The organism is Glaciibacter sp. 2TAF33, assembly GCF_052114945.1.
In the GTDB taxonomy this organism is placed as follows: Bacteria; Actinomycetota; Actinomycetes; order Actinomycetales; family Microbacteriaceae; genus Cryobacterium.
The window spans coordinates 21,980-40,619 of the sequence record NZ_JBFRFS010000007.1 but is presented as its reverse complement, the minus strand read 5'-3'; the positions used below and the strand labels follow the sequence as shown (position 1 = coordinate 40,619).

Below are 18,640 nucleotides of genomic sequence, written 5' to 3'. Positions count from 1 at the left end.
GTCGCCGCCGCATCGTTCGCAGCCGACGGTCTTCTCACCCCACCCGGAACCAGCGACCCTTGACGCGCTCGGTGACGGCGTGGTCGAGTGGCCGGGCAACGGCATCCGTCGCTGCGACCACGTGGTCGGCGATCTGCAACGCCAGTTCGGGGTCGTCAGCGGTGAAGCGCACGGTGACCCGGGCGTGGCCGGCGACCACGGCCAGGTCCGACGCTTCGACCGTGGTCAGCTCGGCGGCCGCCGACGCCGCGTGCGGCACGACCGCCTCGGGTGCGACGCCGGATCGCAGCGCACCGAGGGTCATGGTCACGCGGAACGAGGGCATCCGTCCAGCGTATGCGGCAGCGGCGCCTGATTCAGGATCGGCAATTCAGGTGGCGTAGGTCGCTGCGCCGACGAACTCAATCCCGACGTACGGCTCGCTGCCGACAACGTGCGCGTTGTGGCCAGGCGGTATGGCAAAGGAGTCCCCGGCCGTGATCGTGGCTGTGGCGCCGTCGATGGTCTCGACCTCGAGGGTGCCTGAGACGCAGTAGCCAACATGGTTGACCTGGCAGGACTCGGTCTGCACGACCGGTTTGATGCAGTCGGACCAGCTCCATCCCGGCTCGAAGGTGAAACGTCCGACGGTGTAGCTTCCGAGCTTGTTCACGGTCACCCTCGTCTTGTCGGGGGTGCGTGTTTCGTCCGGTGAATCGTTCGACTTGACTTCAAGGCTTGTCACAACGTTGTCGGCCATGACGTTCTCCTTTGATCCGGGGCCGCGCTTGTCGATCGAGCACGCGTCCGCTGCCGCCAGATTATTCCTCCGGGATCCGCCCTTTCAAGTGGACCGCACGGCCGGTCATGGCCGCCCGGTGATGGCGTTTCGGCCGCGATCGGCGTACCGTCAGGTTCAGGCATCCGTCGATGGAGAGGAGGCCCGCTCATGTACTACATTGACGACCCCGACCAGTTGCCCGAACTGCCAGACCCCGGCCCCCGCGACGGCCGACATGGCGTCGACCGCGACACCGAGTTCAACCCGTACCCGCCGGTGCACTTCGGCCCGGACACCGGCGGCGACCTGGCCGTGTCCGTCCCCGACGCCAAGTGGCACCTCGACTTCCTGCTCGACCGGGTGCAGGCGGGCGAGGAGATCGTCGTGATGCGGCACGGACATCCGGTCGCCATGCTGGTGCAGCCCCGCCGCCGGCGCCGCGTCGCGCACGCGGTGAGCACGTCGCTGAGCACCTCGCTGAGCGGCTCCCTGCGGTCGGCCCGGATTCGCTCGAGCGGCCCCGCGGGCGGCTCGATGCGTGCCGACTCGATCAGTGTCTCCGAGACCGTCGTCGACACGGTCTCGGTAGCGGATGCCGCCGACGGGACAGTTGAAACGGTCACCACCTCGCGGTCCCGCACCAAGTCGCGCACCAAGGTGTTCCCCGATGAGGGCGACCAGCTCCCCGAGCTGCCGGACCCGGGACCGCGCGACGGCCGCCACGGCGTCGACAGTGAGGACGACGACAAGCCGCTGTTCTTCCCGCTCAGTCGTTAGCCGACCCGGATCGGGTTCGCTCGCGCAGGGCGCCCGCGCTGGCTCGCGCATCAACGCGAAAACATCGTGAATCGGCCTAAGGTGCGCCAAAACATCACAGATCGCGCTCTCATCCGGCCAACGTGTGTTTTCGCGCCTGCCCGGCGGTCGGCTTGCTACCTGATTTCGGACAGGAGTGCCCGGCACGCCCGCTGGCAGCGGCGGCATGCCTCCCCGCAGATGCGGCAGTGCTCGTGCATGTCGGCGTGGCTCTCGCACTCGTCGGCGCAGGTGGAGCACGCAGTCACACAGGCGGCGAGGACCGCCGCGGTGAGGTTGTCATCGGACGCCGCCTGCCGCGTCAACACCGCCCCGGTCGCGACGCACACATCGGCGCAGTCGTGGTCGGTGCCAATGCAGCGCACCAGGTCCGCAACGTTCTCTTCGCTGAGGCAGGCATCCGCGCACGAGGTACAAGCCTGGGCGCATTCGTAGCATGCGTCGATGGCGGCGACGAGCAGGTCGGTTGCTCCGGACGTGTCAGGGTGGCTGTCGAGCATTTGCTTGGTCACGGTCATGGCCGGCTCCATCCGCTGTCGTTGACCGGGCGGCGCTTCCGGCGGGGCTCCGCCGAGCCGGATACGCGTCCCCGACTGCTTCACACGCTACGCCGCAATTCCGCCGCGCGATTCAGAACGGTGCTATTCCATACCGTGATTCAAAACCGCGCAATTGCGCCGCCCGATCCACACCGCCCTATTCCACCCCCTACTCCACTGCGGCCTCCAGCGGCTGCGGGAGGGCCAGCGTCCCATCACTCTCTTCGCCGCCCTCTTCCCTGTCGCGTAAAACGGGGCCTACTCTGGCGGCACAGCGAGCCGCATGTCTCGCCGAACGGGCAGCGAAAGGACAAGTCATGGCGTTCGAACCGAGAACGGCAATCGTCACGGGTTCAAACTCCGGTATCGGTCGATCGAGCGCGGTGGGGCTTGCTGCGGCGGGGCTCGACGTCGGAATCACCTGGCACCGGAATGAGGCCGGCGCCCACGAAACCGCCGACGAGGTTCGGGCACTCGGGCGCCGGGCGGTGGTTGCCCGACTCGATACGACCGATCTGCCCGGGTGCGGAGACGTGGTGGAGAGCCTGGCCGACCAACTCGGTGGACTCGATGTGTTCGTGAACAATGCCGGGGCCGGCGCCAGCATTCCCTTTCTCGAGACCACCTGGGAGGATTGGCGCCGCGTCATCGCCACCGACCTCGACGGCGCTTTTATCTGCATCCAGCGCGCCGCCCGCCGTATGATCGACGCCCGTCGAGGCGGCCGGATCATCGCCGTTACCAGCGTGCACGAGCACCAGCCGCGTGTCGGCTTCTCCGCCTACGACGCCGCCAAGCACGGCCTCGGCGGCCTGATCAAGACCGCCGCCCTGGAACTGGGCGAATACGGCATCACCGTCAATGCCGTCGCCCCGGGCGAAATTGCCACCCATATGAATGCCGACGCGAATCAGGACTCCCACACCATCGACCGCCCCGGCGTTCCGCTGGGCCGCCCCGGCGACGCGCGCGAGGTGGCGGCAGTGATCGCCTTCCTCGCGTCGACGGAGTCCTCTTTCGTCACCGGGGCCTCGTGGGTGGTGGACGGCGGAATGCTCCAGATGGGCCCGCAGGCCGGTTCACACCTCACCAGCGACGAATGGCGCCAGGGCTAGCCGCCTGGCGACGCCGTCCTCCAGATCACGCCGTCCTCCAGATCAAGCCGGCCTCCCGACCAAGCCGGCCTCGCCGGCCGGGCCGGCCGAGCCGGACAGCGGATGCCGATTACAGTTACACGGTGCCCCGCAGCCTGAAATCCGCCCCCGTCGAGCCGGTGCAGTCTTTCCTCGCCCCGACCGTCCGGTCCACCCTTCGTAACCCGCGCGCGTTCAGCGTCGAAGTGTTGGCTGGCGTGGTGACCACGCTCGCCCTGATCCCCGAGGTGATCTCGTTCTCCGTGATCGCCGGAGTGGATCCCAAGGTCAGTCTGATCGCATCCGTTGTGCTGGCCATCTCGATGTCGATCCTCGGCGGACGACCCGCCATGATCACCGCGGCGGCCGGCGCCGTCGCGCTCGTGGTGGCGCCGCTGGTCAAGGAGCAGGGCGTCGAGTACCTGCTGCCCGCCGTCGTGATGGCCGGGCTGATCCAGATCCTGTTCGGGGTGACCGGCCTGGCACGGCTGATGCGGTTCATCCCCCGGTCCGTGATGATCGGCTTCGTCAACGCGCTCGGCATCCTCATTTTCGTCGCGCAGGTTCCGCACCTGCTCGGAGTGCCGTGGCTGGTCTACCCGTTGTTCGTGCTCACGGTGCTCATCGTCGTGGGGCTGCCGAGGGTGACCACGGCCGTGCCCGCGCCGCTCGTGGCCATCGTCGTGGCGACCGCCATCACGATGATCGCGCACCTGGCGGTGCCGACGGTCGGCGACCAGGGCGACGTCTCCGGCGCCCTGCCCGGCATCACCCCGCTGCTGGTTCCGCTGAACCTGGAGACCCTCGGAATCATCTGGCCGACCGCGCTCAGCGTCGCCTTCGTCGGCCTGATGGAGACGCTGCTCACCGCGAAACTCGTGGACGACATCACCGACACCCGGTCGGCGAAGGGCCGCGAATCGTGGGCCCTCGGCATCGCGAACATCCTCGCCGGCCTCTACGGCGGCATCGCCGGCTGCGCCATGATCGGCCAGACCATCGTCAACGTGAAGCTCGGCCGGGCCCGCACGCGCATCTCGACCTTCGTCGCCGGTGCGTTCCTGCTCCTGCTGGTCACGGTGCTGAGCGACGTCATGGCGCAAATCCCCATGGTTGCCCTGGCCGCGGTGATGATGATCGTCGCGATCACCACGGTGAACTGGCACAGCGTGCGCCCATCCACCCTGAAACGGATGCCGCTGCCGGAGACGATCGTGATGCTCGCGACGGTTGCCGTGGTCGTCGCCACCGGCAACCTGGCCATCGGCGTGATGGCCGGCGTCGTGCTCGCGATGGTGCTGTTCGCTCGGCGGGTCGCGCACGTGATCACCGTGACCCGCGCGCTTGCCGGCGACGGGGCATCCGCTCGGTACACGGTCACCGGGCCGCTGTTCTTCGGCAGCAGCAACGACCTGGTCGAGCAGTTCTCCTACGCCCTGGACCCCGCCGACGTGATCGTCGACTTCAGCAAGTCGCAGGTCTGGGACGCTTCCACGGTCGCTGTGCTCGATTCGGTGGAGGCGAAGTACCGCGACCACGGCGCCAGCGTCGTGTTCGAGGGTCTCGACGCGCGGAGCACCGCCCTGCACCGGCGGCTCACCGGGCGCCTCTAGCCCCGTTTCGCGCCCTGCGCTCCCCTCTCCGTTTCCTCTCTGTTTCCCCCGCGAGCCTGCACTTGGTGCTTTTCCCCGCGAGCCTGCACTTGGTGCTTTTCTCCGCGAGCCTGCACTTGGTGCTTTTCTCCGCGAGCCTGCACTTGTTGGGGTTATAACGCCCTCATAACCCCAACAAGTGCGTTCTCGGCGAGGGAGGGTGGCTAGGCGCCGCGGAAGAACGCGCCGACCGCAGCGGACAGCGCCACCGGGTCGTTCACGTGCACGAGCTCCCGGGCGGAGTGCATCGAGAGCAGCGGCACGCCCACATCGACCACGCGGATGCCCAGGCGGGTCGCCGTGAGCGGTCCGATCGTCGAGCCGCAGGGCACCGAGTTGTTCGAGACGAACTCCTGGTACAGAGCCCCCGCGTCTGCGCATATACGTTGCCAGAGCGCGGCCCCGTGCGCGTCGGTCGCATACTTCTGGCTCGCGTTGATCTTCAGCAGTGGACCGCCGCCCGGCACCGGCCGGTTCGCCGGGTCGTGCTGCTCCGGGTAGTTCGGGTGCACGGCGTGGCCGGCGTCGGCCGAGATGCACCACGACGCGGCGTAGGCCCGCAGTCGCTGTGAAACGGATGCCCCCAGCCCGTCCCCGAGACGACCCAGGACGTCGCTCAGGAACGGCCCGCTCGCGCCCGAGCGCGACTGCGATCCCAACTCCTCGTGGTCGAAGGCGGCAAGCACGCTGATGTGGTCGGTGTCGTCGACGTGCACCGCGGCGTCGATCAGGGCGCAGAGCCCTGCGTGAACGGAGGACAGGTTGTCCATACGGCCCGCCGCGAACAGGCTGGAGTCGAGACCGAACCGGGCGGGAGCGGCAGTGTCGGCGGTCAGCAGGTCGTAGCCGGTGACGTCCGCACCGTCGAGTCCGGCGAGCCCTGCGATGTGCCCGATCAGGTCGGCCTGGCTGGCGTCGCCGGCGCCCCAGACCGGAGTGGTGTGGCGCTGCTTGTCCAGCGTGAGGCCGTTGTTGGCGCTGCGGTCAAGGTGCAGCGCAAGCTGCGGGATGCGCAGGAACGGGCCGGTGCGCACGAGGTGCTCGGTTCCGTCGCGGGTGACCAGCCGGCCGGCGAGCTCGAGTTCACGGTCGAGCCAGGAGTTCAGCAGGGGCCCGCCGTAGACTTCAACCCCGGCCTGCAGCCAGCCATTCGACCCGACGGTCGGCTTCGGCTTGAGCTTGAACGCGGGGGAATCGGTGTGTGCGCCGAGAATCCGGAACGGGGTGGTCGGGCCGGACACAGCGGGCTTCACCCACGCGATGATCGCCCCATCGCGCACCACGTAGTGCCGGCCCCCGGTGTCGTCCCAGTCGTCGATCTCGGCCAGGGCGGTGAAACCCGCCGCGTCCAGGCGCCGGGCGGCCTCAGCTGCAGCGTGGTACGAGGAGGGCGATGCCGCGATGTACCGCCCGAAATCATCGATGTAGTCGCCTATTCGGTCACTCGAAGCATCCATCCATCCATCCAACCACGCGCCTTGCGGCGCCCTGGCAGCCCCTGCCAGCACTCCGGCTGGCATAACTCCTGCAATCCGTTGGGCGTCGGAGGCGGATCCGCGTGAACACGGCGTTGCTCCCGGTGCCATCGTGCGGATTGCAGGAGTTATGGCACACGCCCTGTGGTCAACTTCTGAAACGGGTAGCGGCGGGAACGGCAGGCACCAGGCTGGGGCACCAGACGACGGCGCCAGGCGCAGACGACACTGTCAGCGGCACCTGCCAAGCTGGGCGCATGACCGAGACCATGACCGACACCCGCGCGTCCGCTCTTCAGATCCTGCGCACCCTGGTCGGCCGGGACGACGCCGACTTCCACGAGGGCCAGTACGAGGCGATCGAGACCCTCGTCGAGCACCGACGTCGGGCGCTGGTGGTGCAACGGACCGGCTGGGGGAAGTCCGCGGTCTACTTTGTGGCGACCCTCCTGCTCAGGCAGCGCGGGGCGGGCCCGACCATCTTGGTGTCGCCGCTCCTCGCCCTGATGCGCGACCAGGTCGCCGCGGCTGCGCGCGCCGGCGTGCGCGCCGTGTCCATCAACTCCTCTAACGCGCACGAGTGGGGCGAGGTCCTCGGCAAGCTGCAGCGCGACGAGGTCGACGTGCTTCTGGTCTCCCCCGAGCGACTCAACAACCCCAGCTTCCGCGACGAGCAGCTGCCCACCCTGATCAAGCGGATCGGGCTGCTTGTAGTCGACGAGGCGCACTGTATCTCCGACTGGGGCCACGACTTCCGGCCCGACTACCGGCGGCTCCGCGACCTCATCGCCGAGATGCCGGCCGGGGTTCCGGTGCTCGCCACTACAGCCACGGCGAACAGCCGGGTGGTGACGGATGTCGCGGAGCAGTTGGCGCCGCGGGCGGTGGTCTCGACAGGCTCGACCACCGAACGGGACGTGGTCTCGACAGGCTCGACCACCGAACGCGACGTGGTCTCGACAGGCTCGACCACCGAACGGGACGTGGCCTCGACAGGCTCGACCACCGGGGCGGCTTCGACCACCGACGTCATCACCATCCGCGGGCCGCTCGCCCGCGCCTCCCTCCGCCTGGGCGTGCTGCGGCTGCCCGATGCCAAGGAACGTCTGGCCTGGTTGCTCAGCCACGTCGCCGAGCTGCCCGGCAGCGGAATCATCTACACCCTCACCGTGTCCGCCGCCGAAGACACCGCGCGGCTTCTCCGCGAGGCCGGCCACGCCGTGCGCGCCTACACCGGCCAGACCGACACCACCGAACGCGAAGAGAGCGAGCAACTCCTCAAGGACAACCAGGTCAAGGCGCTCGTGGCCACCAGCGCCCTCGGCATGGGCTTCGACAAGCCCGACCTCGGGTTCGTCCTGCACCTCGGCGCGCCCAGCTCCCCGGTCGCCTACTACCAGCAGGTCGGCCGCGCCGGCCGCGCCACCGCCAACGCCGAGGTGCTGCTGCTCCCCGGCCCCGAGGACGAAGCCATCTGGCAGTACTTCGCCACATCGTCGATGCCCAGCGAGTCCCGCGCCACCTCCGTGATCAGCGCCCTCCGCGCCAACGGTGACCAGCCGATGTCGACGCCGGCCCTGGAGGCCAGGGTCGACATCCGCCGCAGCCCGCTGGAGCTGCTGCTGAAGGTGCTCGACGTCGACGGCGCCGTCCGCCGGGTGAAGGGCGGCTGGGTCGCCACCGGCCAGGACTGGTTTTACGACGCCGAACGCTACGACCGGATCGCCGCCGCCCGCGTTGCCGAGCAGCAGCACATGATCGACTATGAACGCAGCGCCGGTTGCCGCATGGAGTACCTTCAGCATTCCCTCGACGACGAGACCGCCGCCCGGTGCGGCCGCTGCGACAACTGCGCCGGCGCCTGGTTCCCGACCTCGGTGGCAGCGGATGCCGCATCCGCCGCCGCGAGTTCGCTCGATCGGGTGGGAGTGGTCGTCGAACCTCGCGCCCAGTGGCCGACGGGCGTGGCAAACCTGGGCATACCGGTCCGCGGCAACATCGCCCCCGCCGAACGCGCCGCACCGGGACGGGCGCTCGCGCGGCTCACCGACCTCGGCTGGGGCGGACCGCTGCGGGACATCTTCGCGCCTACCGCTGCCGACGCACCGGCGACCCCGGCCATGGTGCAGGCCTGTATCCGGGTGCTCGCCGAATGGAAGTGGGAGGAGCGGCCCGCGGCGGTGGTGAGCATGCCCAGCCGGAAGCATCCGCTGCTGGTCGACTCGGTCGCCCGCACCTTCGCTGAGGTGGGCCGGCTTTCGTGGGTCGGTTCACTCGAACTCGCCAACGGCGGCCCGACCGGGGAGCCGGGCGGCAACAGCGCCTACCGGCTGTCGAACGTCTGGGACCGGTTCGCGGTCGGGCCCGAACTCGCCCAGGCACTGCAGGAACTCGGCGACCGCCCGGTGCTCCTCGTGGACGACATCGCCGACAGCCGCTGGACCCTGACCGTGGCCGCGCGCCTGCTGCGCCGCGCCGGGGCGTCCGCTGTGCTGCCGTTCACCCTCGCACTGCGGTCGTAGCAACCAGCCAATTCCGGGGCCTACAGGTCGTCGAGACTCGGGTCCCCGGGGGCCTCGGGGTCGTGCGACGGAATGTCGTCGTCGGCGTCCACGTCGTTCCGGACGGGATTCTCATCGACCGCATCTGCGTCAGCGTCGGCATCCAGGGCGTCGGCCGTGTGGGCGGCCCCGTCGGCGGCCGTGTGGTCGCCGACCGCGCCGTCACCGGCGTCTTCGAGTGGGCCGTCTTCCTCCGGCTCGAAATGGGACCCGCCGGGCTGGTAACCGGCAGCGACTCCGGTGTCAGAATTCGGGATCGTGCCGTCCTTGCCGAGACCGCCCTCGGACTTCTGACCTTCTGGATCCGACATCGGAACGCCTCCCTCGGCACCTTCGTTTCGTTCCAGCGTCCCACTAAGCGCCACGAGCGCAAGGCCCAGCGGCGCACCCGGCTCAATACAGGAAGATCGGCAGCCACTCCGGGTTGTGCGCGTGCAACAACACCAGGAACACCACGAGGTCGAACAACAGGTGCACGCACACCACATAGGTGAGCGACTTCACCTTGGCGAATATCCAGCCCTGCACCAGCGCGAACGGGATCGTGAACGCCGGGGCCCAGCTGCGATAGCCGAGCTCCCACAGGAACGACACGAACATCACCGCCTGCAGCAGGTTCGCCTGCCAGAGCGGGAAGTGCGGTCGGAGCAGCGCGAATACCGTGCAGATGAAGAACAGCTCATCCCAGATGCCGACCGCGTTCACGCCCACGAACAGGCGGCCGATTTCGTCGGGCTCGTGGATCGCCGGCCAGTTCTGGTACGACCCCGACCTGATGAAGTACGTCGGCAGCAGCCCCCAGGCCAGCACGACCGCGATGCCCAGCCAGGCCCGCTCGAGAGTGGTCCAGCGGTTGCCGGTCCGGATCGGGAAGCGGATGAACCGGTCCCGGAACGCGAACCGGTCAAGCAGGTAGGGCACCACCACGGCGAGCGCGAGCGCGACCCCCATCACGGCGATATGCCCGTAACTGATATCGGCCTCGAGCGACACCGTGCTGATGATGGCGAGGCCGAGCGCGATCAGCAGCAGGCTGCGGAACAGCGGCCGGTCGGTCACGAAGGCGAGGGACAGGCTCGCCACCAGCGTCACGTAGCCGGCCAGCGGATTCTGGACCCAGAACAACAGCACAGCGGATGCCGCGACACCGGCCGCCGGCACCAGGCCCCAACTGAACCGTGGTCTGGTTCGCGTCGCATCCGCTGTCGGGGTGGTCACAGCGACCAGCATGCCATGACCCAACCAGGCCGACACGTAACCCGCGGTAAACGGAATAAGTCGGGCAACTCCCGTTGTTACGCTGAAAGACCAGCACGCATCTTCATGCGTGCGCATACGATCTCTCGGTAAAGGCTCCCCCATGAAAGCTAAGTTCATCGCTGCTGCACTCCTGACGGCTGTCGCCGTGTCGCTCACCGGCTGCGCAACATCCGGTGGCGGCGCCGCACGCTCCTCGAGTGCAACGGGCGATGACTCGCTGGCCGCCGTGCAGAAGGCCGGCGTATTGACGATCGGCACCGAGGGCACCTACCGGCCGTTCTCCTTCCATGCCGGCGGATCCGGCGATCTCACCGGCTACGACGTCGAGGTCGCCCAGGCTGTCGCCGGCAAGCTCGGCGTCAAGGCCACCTTCGAAGAGACCCAGTGGGACGGCATCTTCGCGGGCCTCGAGGCCGGCCGTTTCGACGTGATCGGCAACCAGGTCACGATCAACGCGGAGCGCAGCGCGAAGTACGAGTTCTCCAAGCCCTACACCGTTTCCACGGGCGTGGTCGTGGTTCCCGACGGCGACACCAGCATCACCTCGTTCAAGTCGCTCGCCGGCAAGACCACCGCCCAGTCGCTCACCAGCAACTGGTACACCCTCGCCAAGGACAGCGGCGCGACCGTGGAAGGCGTCGAAGGCTGGGCGCAGGCGGTCGACCTGGTCAAGCAGGGCCGCGTCGACGCGACCATCAACGACAAGCTCACCTGGCTCGACTACAAGAACGACAAAGGCGCCAACGGCCTGAAGGTCGCCGCAGAGACCGATGAGAAGTCCGAGAGCGCGTTCGCTTTCAAGAAGGGCAGCACCACGCTGACGGATGCCGTCAATACCGCACTCGACGACCTCCGCGCCGACGGCACCCTCGCGACGATCTCGAAGAAGTACTTCGGCGAAGACGTCTCAGAGTGAGGCGAGCTCGGCGGGTCACGCGGCGCCGGGCACGTGAAGTGACCGGCGGGTTGGCCCGCGCGTCGGCGCCCGTGACGACGCAGTAGAGTCGCCTCCATGACCCAGTCCCCGTGGGACCTGTTCCTGAGTTCGCTGTGGCCGATCCTCTCCGGCGCGGTGCAGGGCACCATCCCGCTCGCCCTGATCTCCTTCGCGATCGGGTTGGTGCTGGCGCTCGCGCTGGCGCTGATGCGCCTGTCCAAGCGGGCCTGGGTGTCCGGGATCGCCCGGGTGTACATCTCCATCGTGCGCGGCACTCCCCTGCTGGTGCAGTTGTTCGTGATCTTCTACGGGCTGCCGTCGGTCGGGGTGCTCATCGACCCATGGCCGAGCGCGATCGTTGCGTTCTCGATCAACGTCGGCGGGTATGCGGCCGAAGTGATCCGGGCTGCGATCCTGTCGGTGCCCCGCGGGCAATGGGAAGCCGCGTACATGGTGGGCATGTCGCACCGTCGCGCGCTCGGCCGGATCATCCTGCCGCAGGCCGCACGGGTCTCGGTGCCGCCGCTGTCGAACACCTTCATCAGCCTGGTCAAGGACACGTCGCTGGCGTCGTTGATCCTGGTCACCGAGCTGTTTCGGCAGGCACAGCAGGTGGCTGCCTTCAGCCAGGAATTCATGCTGCTCTACCTCGAGGCGGCGCTGATCTACTGGCTGATCTGCCTGGTGCTCTCCAGCGGCCAGAGCGTGCTCGAGAAGCGATTGGACCGTTATGTCGCCCACTGACCATCCCACCGGACCCGACCTGCCCACCGGACCCGACCTGCCCACCGGACCCGGCCAGCCCACCGGACCCGACGCGGCCGGTGCCTCCGCCGGCGCTGCGGCATCCGCTTTGCTCACGGTGACCGGGCTGGAGAAGAGCTTCGGCGCCAACCGGGTGCTGCACTCGATCGACCTCGCGGTCGACCGCGGCGAGGTGCTGGTGCTGATCGGGTCGTCCGGTTCGGGCAAGACCACGATCCTCCGCTGCCTGAACGGTCTGGAGATCGCGGACGGCGGCGTGGTCGATGTGGCCGGCGAGGTGCGGGTGGACTTCGGGGGGCATCCGTCGAAGAAGGAACTCGCCGCGCTCCGTGACCGGTCGGCGATGGTCTTCCAGCACTACAACCTGTTCCCGCACATGACCGTGCTGGAGAACGTGATCGAGGGGCCGGTCGGCGTGCAACGCCGCCCACGTGCCGAGGTGACCGAGGAAGCGCTCGCCCTGCTGGCCCGGGTGGGGCTGTCCGAGAAGCGGGACAGCTACCCGTTCGAACTCTCCGGCGGCCAGCAGCAGCGGGTCGGCATCGTTCGGGCGCTGGCCCTCAAGCCGCAACTGCTGCTGTTCGACGAGCCGACGTCGGCGCTTGACCCTGAGCTGGTCGGCGATGTGCTGCGGCTGATCAAGGAACTGGCGCTCGAGGGCTGGAGCATGGTGATCGTCACCCACGAACTCGAGTTCGCCCGCGAGGTCGCGCACGAGGTGGCATTCGTCGACGGCGGAAGCATCATCGAGCGCGGGCATCCGTCTCAGTTGCTGCGGAATCCGCAGCACGAACGCACCAAGCAGTTCCTGCACCGGCTGCTGTTCCCGTTCTAGGCCCGGGCGTTACTGGTGCGTGGTCTTCTCCACGCTCATCACCAGGATGACCCGGTCGGCCTTGTCCGCCGGCGCCTGCTGCGCGGCGTTGCCGTACCGCTGGCCGAGGCGTACGTAGAACGCGCCCTCCGGGTCGGGGATGGTGTCGATGAGCTTCCCGCGCACCTCGAGGTACGAGGTGGGCTTGTCCGGATCCATCACGGCGATCGCCATCGAGGGGTTCTGCTTGAGGTTCCGGAACTTGGCCCGCTTGGTGGTGTGCGTGAAACGGATGACGTCACCGTCGTATTCGAACCACATCGGGTTCACCTGCACCGTGTTGTCGGGCCGGATCGTGCCGAGACTGCCGAAATTCGGTTCGGTCAGCAGGTGGACGTATTTTTCGGGGATCACAGAACTCATGCCTCCATTCAATCCTGATTCGTACTGACGGCTGACATTGGTGTCCGTCAGGCGTAGCATCCGTGGCAGAACGGGTTGTCGCATTTCAAGCGCCGGTACCCGCTGGTGCTCGGCAGCCCGGGGCTGAGAGTCGCAACCGATGAATATGGCAATGCAGATGATGGAGAATCACGCCAAGATGATGCCCGATTCGGGCATGGACATGACGATGATGCAGGAGTGTATCGAGGCGTGTTCGGCCTGTGAGCAGGCGTGCACGATGTGCGCCGGTTCAATGATGGGTGAGGACATGGCGATGTGCTCGGGCATGTGCATGAACACCGCGGACATGACCAACACCATGATGCGGTCGATGATGCGCCCGAACGGTATGCACATGCAGAGCATGATGGCGATGCTTGACGCCACCATGATGATGTGCACCGCCTGCGCCGAGGAATGCATGAAGCACGCCGACATGAACGAGGACTGCCGCATGTGCGCGGAGACCTGCCGCCAGTGCGCGATGGCGTGTCAGAAGATGATGGACGCCATGAAGAGCATGATGCCAACCAGCTAAGAATTCGAAGGCGCTCAGCCCAGCGCAGCCACCAGAACGTTGAACCGCTCACGGCCGACCGCGAGCGTGTGGTAAATCGCGTGCACGGCGACCGGCAGTCCCGGTGAAACGGATGCCGTCAGGTCGGAATGGCTCCACACCCACACGGTTTCGCCCCCGACCGTCTCGCCCGCGCCCGCCTCGTTGGGCTGCAGCAGTTCAACCCCGACCCAGCCGCCCGCGCTGACGTGGCTGACCAGTCCGTCCCGCCACTTGCTCGGTGTGGCGGCGGCGACTCGCTCCTGCAGTGCGGACAGGGTGTGGCCGGGGGCGCTGCTCGCGCAGGACTCGCCGTGGGCGTGTGTGCACTGCATGACTGCCGCCACTCCTGGTGTGAGATTCGTCATCCTGACCTCCTGTCCGATTTGCGTGCGGGATTGCGTTCTCAGGAGTGTAGATTCCGAAGCTCTGAATCTCGCCCCGAGCCGTCACACAACGCAACAGTTCCGACAGCGCACCGGTCGTCTCGGCGAACTACGCTGAAGAGCATGACTCTTCCTCCCGTCGCCGCGAAGAAGCCGGTGGAGCGCATCCACCACAACGACGTCTACGTCGACAACTACGAGTGGCTGCGCGACAAGGACAACCCGGAGGTCGTCACCCACCTCGAGGCCGAGAACGCCTACACCGATGCCCGCACCGGGCACCTGGAACTACTGCAGGAACAGATCTTCGAAGAAATCAAGGGCCGCACCCAGGAGACTGACCTGAGCGTCCCGGTGCGCCGCGGGGAGTGGTGGTACTACACCCGCACTGTCGAGGGCAAGCAGTACGGCATCCACTGCCGCGCACCGATCGCGGCGCCGGATGATTGGACTCCCCCGGTGATCGACGAGGGCGCCGTCACCTCGCTCGCCGGCGAACAGGTGATCCTGGACGACAACGTCGAGGCTGCCGATCACGAGTTCTACGCCCTCGGCAGTTTCGACCTCAGCACCGATGGCAACCTGCTGCTGTATGCCGTCGACACGGCCGGCGATGAGCGATATACCATCCGGGTTCGCGACCTCGCCTCCGGGCAGAACCTCCCCGACGAGATCCCGAACACCGGCGGCGGCGCGATCTTCGACCCCAGCGGGCGGTTCATCTTCTACGCGACCGTCGACGAAGCCTGGCGCCCGGACACCATCTGGCGTCACGAGGTGGGAACCGGTCCTGCCCACGGCGCTCCGGCATCCGCCGACTTCTCGGTTTTTCACGAACCGGATGAACGGTTCTGGGTCGGCGTCGGCACCACCCGCAGCCGCAAGTTCATCCTGGTCGGGGCCGGTTCGAGCGTGACCAGTGAGAGCTGGCTGCTCGACGCCGACGATCCGACCGGCGAGTTCCGGGTGGTCTGGCCGCGTAAGGACAACGTCGAATACGACGTGGAGCACGCCGTCATCAGCGGCGAGGACCGGCTGCTGATCGTGCACAATGACGACGCGATGAACTTCGAACTGGTGAGCGTCGCCGCGGCGGATCCGCAGGGCGAGCGACGCACGGTGCTGCCCCACCACGAGGAGATCCGACTGGAGAGCGTCGACGCCTTCCGGGATTTCGTGGTGGTGGAGTACCGCAAGGAAGGCCTCTCCCGGGTGGCCGTGGCCCGCAGGGGCGCCAAGCACGACGACGGGCTGACCGAGCTGAAGTTCTCCGAGCCCCTGTTCACGGTCGGCCTCGCCGGTAACCCGGAATGGGAGCAGCCGACGATCCGGCTCGGCTACACCAGCTTCGTCACACCCTCAACCGTGTACGACTACGTGGTCGCCACCGGGGAACTGCACCTGCGCAAACAGCAGCCGGTACTGGGCGGATATGACCCAGACCTGTTCGAGCAGCGTCGGGAATGGGCCGTCGCCGATGACGGTACGCGCATCCCGATCTCACTGGTGTACCGGAAGGACCTGGTTGCGCCGGGTCGGCCGGCTCCCACGCTCCTGTACGGCTATGGCTCCTACGAGCACAGCATCGACCCGGGGTTCGGAATCCCGCGGCTGAGCTTGCTGGATCGGGGCATGATCTTCGCGGTGGCGCACGTGCGCGGCGGGGGCGAGCTCGGCCGGCTCTGGTACGAGGGCGGAAAGAAACACCACAAGCGCAACAGCTTCACCGATTTCGTGGCGTGCGCCGAGTTCCTGATCGACAACGACTACACCGCCCCCGACCGACTGGTTGCGCACGGCGGGAGCGCCGGTGGCCTGCTGATGGGCGCGGTCGCGAACATGGCGCCGAGACTGTTCGCGGGGATCCTCGCCGACGTGCCGTTCGTCGATCCGCTGACGTCTATCCTGGACCCGTCCCTGCCGCTGACAGTGATCGAGTGGGACGAGTGGGGCGATCCGCTGCACGACCCCGAGGCGTATGCCTGCATCAAGTCGTACTCACCGGTCGAGAACGTGCACGCCACCCACTATCCGCGGATCCTGGCCGTGACCAGCCTGAACGACACCCGGGTGCTCTACGTCGAACCGGCAAAGTGGGTGGCCAGGTTGCGCGAGGTCGGCGCCGATGCCCTGCTGAAGACGGAGATGTCGGCCGGCCACGGCGGGGTGTCCGGCCGGTACTCGGCCTGGCGCGAGCGGGCGTTCGACTACGCCTGGGTGATCGACGTCGCCGGGGCGCATCCGTCGGGTGAAGGCGTTCCGGCCGCGGAATAACACGCCGGTAAACGCTCCAACTTACGGATCTTTTTCGTCGGCGCAAGGGGGTTGGCGGGTTTGAACGCCGGGCTTACGTTGGGCCCAAACATCGATCGGACGACCGGTGTGTCCATCGGGCTGCGGCTTCCACCGCACCCCTCACGACGAACAGGGTTGACATGACGAACAACTATCCCTCGGACATTCCGCCCCAAGATTCATCCACCGGAATGGGCTCCAGCACCGGACTGTCGAGCGCAGACCTCGACGACGACTTTGCTGTCGAGACCGTTGGCGGCACCGACATGAGCTCCGGCGCCGGTACCTCCGCCGGCGAGGTGAAGGACGAGGCGTCGAAGCTGGCCGGCCAGGCCGCCGACGCCGGCCAGCACGTGGCGCAGGTCGCCAAGGAGGAGACCAAGAAGGTCGCGGCCGAGACCGGAACACAAGTGAAGAACCTCGTGCGCGAGGCCGGAACCGAGCTCAAGGACCAGGCCGCCGCCCAGCAGGCACGCGTGGCTAATGGTCTCCGTTCGGTCGGCACGGAACTCTCCAGCATGGCCGAAAAGGCCGAGAACCCCGGGATGGCCACCGACCTGGTACACCAAGTCTCGGCCAGGGCCAGCTCGGTCGCGGACTGGCTTGACGCCCGCGAACCCGGCTCGATCCTCGAGGAAGTGAAGGGATTCGCCCGGCAGCGGCCCGGCGTCTTCATCGCACTGGCCGCGGGCGCCGGCATCCTGGCCGGTCGGCTGACGCGCGCACTGACCGAGCACTCCGATTCAGATTCCGACGCGGCCTCCCGGCCCTCGTCGACACCGGCCAACGGTGCGCCGGTCTACGGCAGCAACGCCCCCGTCGGCGGCGTGCCCGCGACAGATCTACCGGTCTACGGCAGCCTCAGCGGAGACCTCTCTGCCCCTGAGAGCGGAGCGCCAGGCGTGAACCCGACAGGCGGCCTGTGATGGCCGACGAGTTCCGCTCTGAATCCGAACAACGGGCGTCCTCCGAGTCGCTGGGCGAGTTGCTCGCCGAAGTCAGCCGTGACGTCTCAACCTTGATGCGGCAGGAGGTCGAGCTGGCCAAGGCCGAACTCAAGCAGTCCGCCACGCGCGCCGGGAAGGGCGCCGGAATGTTCAGCGGCGCAGGAATCGCGGCCATCATGGCGCTCCTGTTCCTGTCCATCACTGTCTGGTGGGCGCTGGGCTACCTGATCGGCAACGCCTGGTCCGCACTGGTCGTCGCCGTGATCTGGGGCATCGTTGCCGCAATCCTGGCAATGGTGGGCAAGAAGGAGATCGACCAGATGCGAGGCATGCCGAAGACGGTAGACAGCCTCAAGAAGATACCCGACGTAGTGACACGAAATGAGGAAAACCGATGACTGACCCCAACGTGATCCGTTCCGACATCGAACGGACCCGGTCCGAGCTGAGTGAAGACGTCGACGCCCTGGCCGACAAGGTCAGCCCGTCGAAGATCGCCCAGCGGCAGACCGACAAAGTGAAGGGCGCCTTGTCCAGCGTGAAGGATCGCGTGATGGGAACCGCTGACGACGCCAAGGCATCCGTGGGATCGGCCGTCGGCTCTGCCGGCGAGGCCGTGGCCAACGCGCCGAAGTCGGCGGCCCGGGTGGCGAAGGGCAACCCGCTCGCGGTCGGCCTGATCGCCTTCGGAGCCGGATGGCTCGCGTCGTCCTTCCTTCCGGCCACTGACCCGGAGAAGCGCGCCGCGGAGAAGGTGAAGGACGCCGCCGCCCCGCTCGTCTCCGAATTGAAGGACGTGGCGAAGGAATCTGCTGACCACCTTCGTGAGCCCGCCCAGGAGGCGTTCGCCGCAGTGAAGGACACCGCAACGGATGCCGCTGAGACGGTCAAGGACGAAGGCACCGGTGCCGCCCAAGACCTCAAGGGCCAGGCGCAGGACGCCAAGCACAGTATCGAGTAACACACCGCACTGAGAGGGTGGCCGTCGTCCCGCGGGACGACGGCCATCCTCTCTCGCTGGTCTCGCTGGCGGGTCTCCGTCACCCGATCCGCGGCGCGCCCGCCGCCGCATCGCGCCCGCCGGTCGCCACCCGCGCTGCCGTCGCCCGCCGCCGCCCCGCGCACCGCGCCTACCGCCCTGACCTCCGCCCGCACCGCGCCAACCGCCACCGCCGCCCGCGCTGCACCAACCGCCCTGCGGATTCCTTCGCGCTGAGGTTTTCGCCACGCGCGCATGGCACGCCCGCCGCGCGTGGAAAAATCCTCAGCGCGACGGCATCCGTCACCCACCCGCATCCGT

The 18,640-nt window shown here is 67.7% G+C and carries 20 protein-coding genes; 12 read left to right on the top strand and 8 right to left on the bottom strand.

The features are described from left to right. Positions 1-34 precede the first annotated feature (34 nt). Both AB4Y94_RS08425 and AB4Y94_RS08420 read right to left on the bottom strand, forming a co-directional pair. Positions 35-325, bottom strand: coding sequence for a hypothetical protein (locus AB4Y94_RS08425; RefSeq protein ID WP_441727270.1), 291 nt, complete (start codon positions 323-325; stop codon positions 35-37). A 45-nt stretch (positions 326-370) separates the two neighbouring features. Next, positions 371-739, bottom strand: a complete 369-nt coding sequence (locus AB4Y94_RS08420) for a cupin domain-containing protein (protein ID WP_441727268.1) — start codon at positions 737-739, stop codon at positions 371-373. A 189-nt stretch (positions 740-928) separates the two neighbouring features. Between AB4Y94_RS08420 and AB4Y94_RS08415 the strand changes: the two genes are divergently transcribed. Next, positions 929-1,537 (top strand): type II toxin-antitoxin system Phd/YefM family antitoxin, encoded by a 609-nt coding sequence (locus tag AB4Y94_RS08415; RefSeq protein ID WP_441727266.1) that lies wholly within the window; start codon positions 929-931, stop codon positions 1,535-1,537. A gap of 155 nt (positions 1,538-1,692) precedes the next feature. On the opposite strand, the gene AB4Y94_RS08410 is transcribed toward AB4Y94_RS08415, so the two are convergent. Next, positions 1,693-2,094: a four-helix bundle copper-binding protein gene (locus tag AB4Y94_RS08410; RefSeq protein ID WP_441727264.1), complete on the bottom strand. Its 402-nt coding sequence runs from the start codon at positions 2,092-2,094 to the stop codon at positions 1,693-1,695. Positions 2,095-2,432: 338 nt separating this feature from the next. Here AB4Y94_RS08410 and AB4Y94_RS08405 point away from each other — a divergent pair, with 338 nt between their 5' ends. Together AB4Y94_RS08405 and AB4Y94_RS08400 are read left to right on the top strand one after the other, a co-directional pair. Beyond that, positions 2,433-3,230, top strand: a complete 798-nt coding sequence (locus AB4Y94_RS08405) for an SDR family oxidoreductase (RefSeq protein ID WP_441727262.1) — start codon at positions 2,433-2,435, stop codon at positions 3,228-3,230. A gap of 122 nt (positions 3,231-3,352) precedes the next feature. Then, complete coding sequence (locus AB4Y94_RS08400; protein ID WP_441727260.1) at positions 3,353-4,861, top strand: SulP family inorganic anion transporter; 1,509 nt, start codon at positions 3,353-3,355, stop codon at positions 4,859-4,861. A gap of 203 nt (positions 4,862-5,064) precedes the next feature. Here the strand turns inward: AB4Y94_RS08400 and AB4Y94_RS08395 are convergent, their stop codons facing one another. Further along, on the bottom strand, positions 5,065-6,357 hold the full coding sequence (locus AB4Y94_RS08395) for a M18 family aminopeptidase (RefSeq protein WP_441727258.1): 1,293 nt from the start codon (positions 6,355-6,357) through the stop codon (positions 5,065-5,067). Between the two features lie 275 nt (positions 6,358-6,632). Here AB4Y94_RS08395 and AB4Y94_RS08390 point away from each other — a divergent pair, with 275 nt between their 5' ends. Continuing rightward, positions 6,633-8,897, top strand: coding sequence for a DEAD/DEAH box helicase (locus tag AB4Y94_RS08390; RefSeq protein ID WP_441727256.1), 2,265 nt, complete (start codon positions 6,633-6,635; stop codon positions 8,895-8,897). A 20-nt stretch (positions 8,898-8,917) separates the two neighbouring features. Here AB4Y94_RS08390 and AB4Y94_RS08385 read toward each other — a convergent pair whose 3' ends face one another. Further along, the gene (locus tag AB4Y94_RS08385; protein WP_441727254.1) at positions 8,918-9,247 is read right to left on the bottom strand and encodes a hypothetical protein; all 330 of its coding nucleotides are present in this window, start codon (positions 9,245-9,247) and stop codon (positions 8,918-8,920) included. A gap of 82 nt (positions 9,248-9,329) precedes the next feature. Further along, positions 9,330-10,166 carry a CPBP family glutamic-type intramembrane protease gene (locus AB4Y94_RS08380; protein ID WP_441727252.1) on the bottom strand — a complete coding sequence of 279 codons (837 nt, stop codon included), beginning with the start codon at positions 10,164-10,166 and terminating at the stop codon, positions 9,330-9,332. A gap of 130 nt (positions 10,167-10,296) precedes the next feature. On the opposite strand from AB4Y94_RS08380, the gene AB4Y94_RS08375 reads away from it, so the two are divergent. The 3 genes from AB4Y94_RS08375 (at position 10,297) to AB4Y94_RS08365 (ending at position 12,733) form a co-directional block, all read left to right on the top strand. After that, positions 10,297-11,112: an amino acid ABC transporter substrate-binding protein gene (locus tag AB4Y94_RS08375; protein WP_441727250.1), complete on the top strand. Its 816-nt coding sequence runs from the start codon at positions 10,297-10,299 to the stop codon at positions 11,110-11,112. A 96-nt stretch (positions 11,113-11,208) separates the two neighbouring features. After that, complete coding sequence (locus AB4Y94_RS08370) at positions 11,209-11,877, top strand: amino acid ABC transporter permease (protein WP_441727248.1); 669 nt, start codon at positions 11,209-11,211, stop codon at positions 11,875-11,877. Then, positions 11,864-12,733: an amino acid ABC transporter ATP-binding protein gene (locus AB4Y94_RS08365; RefSeq protein ID WP_441727246.1), complete on the top strand. Its 870-nt coding sequence runs from the start codon at positions 11,864-11,866 to the stop codon at positions 12,731-12,733. Before AB4Y94_RS08370 ends, AB4Y94_RS08365 begins: the two co-directional genes overlap by 14 nt. Before the next feature lie 9 nt (positions 12,734-12,742). Here the strand turns inward: AB4Y94_RS08365 and AB4Y94_RS08360 are convergent, their stop codons facing one another. Beyond that, a complete protein-coding gene (locus AB4Y94_RS08360) occupies positions 12,743-13,135 on the bottom strand; it encodes a PPOX class F420-dependent oxidoreductase (RefSeq protein ID WP_441727244.1) in 393 nt (130 codons plus the stop codon). A gap of 151 nt (positions 13,136-13,286) precedes the next feature. Between AB4Y94_RS08360 and AB4Y94_RS08355 the strand changes: the two genes are divergently transcribed. Beyond that, entirely contained in the window at positions 13,287-13,694 is a 408-nt protein-coding gene (locus AB4Y94_RS08355; protein WP_441727242.1) for a hypothetical protein, read from the top strand. Positions 13,695-13,708: 14 nt separating this feature from the next. On the opposite strand, the gene AB4Y94_RS08350 is transcribed toward AB4Y94_RS08355, so the two are convergent. Then, a complete protein-coding gene (locus tag AB4Y94_RS08350; protein WP_441727240.1) occupies positions 13,709-14,080 on the bottom strand; it encodes a hypothetical protein in 372 nt (123 codons plus the stop codon). Between the two features lie 141 nt (positions 14,081-14,221). On the opposite strand from AB4Y94_RS08350, the gene AB4Y94_RS08345 reads away from it, so the two are divergent. From AB4Y94_RS08345 to AB4Y94_RS08330, 4 genes are all read left to right on the top strand, one after another. Beyond that, positions 14,222-16,372 carry a S9 family peptidase gene (locus AB4Y94_RS08345; RefSeq protein ID WP_441727238.1) on the top strand — a complete coding sequence of 717 codons (2,151 nt, stop codon included), beginning with the start codon at positions 14,222-14,224 and terminating at the stop codon, positions 16,370-16,372. A gap of 212 nt (positions 16,373-16,584) precedes the next feature. Continuing rightward, complete coding sequence (locus AB4Y94_RS08340) at positions 16,585-17,319, top strand: hypothetical protein (RefSeq protein WP_441727236.1); 735 nt, start codon at positions 16,585-16,587, stop codon at positions 17,317-17,319. Next, the gene (locus AB4Y94_RS08335) at positions 17,319-17,738 is read left to right on the top strand and encodes a phage holin family protein (protein ID WP_441727234.1); all 420 of its coding nucleotides are present in this window, start codon (positions 17,319-17,321) and stop codon (positions 17,736-17,738) included. The genes AB4Y94_RS08340 and AB4Y94_RS08335 overlap by 1 nt, the downstream gene beginning before the upstream one ends. After that, complete coding sequence (locus AB4Y94_RS08330; RefSeq protein WP_441727232.1) at positions 17,735-18,301, top strand: DUF3618 domain-containing protein; 567 nt, start codon at positions 17,735-17,737, stop codon at positions 18,299-18,301. The genes AB4Y94_RS08335 and AB4Y94_RS08330 overlap by 4 nt, the downstream gene beginning before the upstream one ends. The last annotated feature ends 339 nt before the right edge of the window (positions 18,302-18,640 follow it).